The organism is Arthrobacter sp. GW822-FHT05G07 (genome assembly GCF_058799755.1).
In genome coordinates this window covers 1-1080 of the sequence record NZ_JBXALT010000027.1, presented here as the reverse complement: position 1 = coordinate 1080, position 1080 = coordinate 1, and the positions used below count along the sequence as shown (strand labels likewise).

Sequence of the window (1080 nt, the reverse complement as noted above, 5' to 3'; positions counted from 1 at the left end):
CACTAGTTCCTGGTCCGTCAACGAGACCTGGTTATAAAGAAAAGGAAATACCGTGACTACATCCAAGCAGTACCGATTGGCAGTTCTGAACGGCGATGGCATCGGCCCGGAAATCGTTCCCGCGTCCGTGAAGATCCTTGACGCCGCGATGGCCGCTGCCGGAGCGCCGGCCATCGACTGGACCGAACTGCCCCTGGGCCGCGAAGCGATCGACACCCATGGCACCGCCGTCCCGGCCGAAACCCTCCAAGCCCTCGCCGACGTCGACGGCTGGCTCCTGGGCCCGCACGACAGCGCTTCCTACCCCGAACCGCACAAGTCCGCACTGAACCCCTCAGGCACCATCCGCAAACACTTCGGACTCTTCGCCAACATCCGCCCCTCCAAGGCCTTCCCCGGCGGAAACGCCATCGTTGAAGGCACCGACCTGGTCATCGTGCGCGAAAACACCGAAGGCTTCTACGCTGACCGGAACACCTTCGCAGGCACCGGCGAATTCATGCCCACCCCGGACGTAGCGATCATGCACGGCATCATCACCCGCGCCGCCACCGAACGCATCGCGCACTCCGCGTTCCAGCTCGCCCAGTCCCGGACCAAGCAACTGACCATCGTCCACAAAGCCAACGTCCTGAAAATGACCACCGGCCTGTTCCGCGACGTCTGCAAGGAAGTCGCACAACAATACCCAGACGTCACCGTCAACGACTTCCACATCGACGCCATGACCGTGCACCTGGTCCGACGCGCCAACAAGTTCGACGTCATCGTCACCGAAAACATGTTCGGCGACATCCTCTCGGACCTCGCCGGTGAAGTCGCCGGATCCCTGGGCATCGCACCCTCGATCAACTCCTCCGACACCCACGCCATGGCCCAGGCCTCCCACGGCTCCGCCCCGGACATCGCCGGAAAGAACATCGCCAACCCCATCGCGATGATCCTCTCCTCCGCCATGCTCCTGCGTTGGCTCGGCGCGAAGTTCGACGACGAGAAAGTCCTCCAAGCCGCCGAACTGGTCGAAAAAGCCATCGAAGCGACCGTCCTGGACGGCACCACCACCAAAGACATGGGCGGCAC

General features: G+C 62.9%; 1 protein-coding gene. It reads left to right on the top strand.

Translation table 11 applies throughout. From position 1 onward, the window contains the following. Window positions 1–52: 52 nt before the first annotated feature. The coding region (locus tag AC1RJY_RS23990) for an isocitrate/isopropylmalate dehydrogenase family protein (RefSeq protein WP_498603719.1) at window positions 53–1080 on the top strand (1028 nt) is incomplete at its 3' end.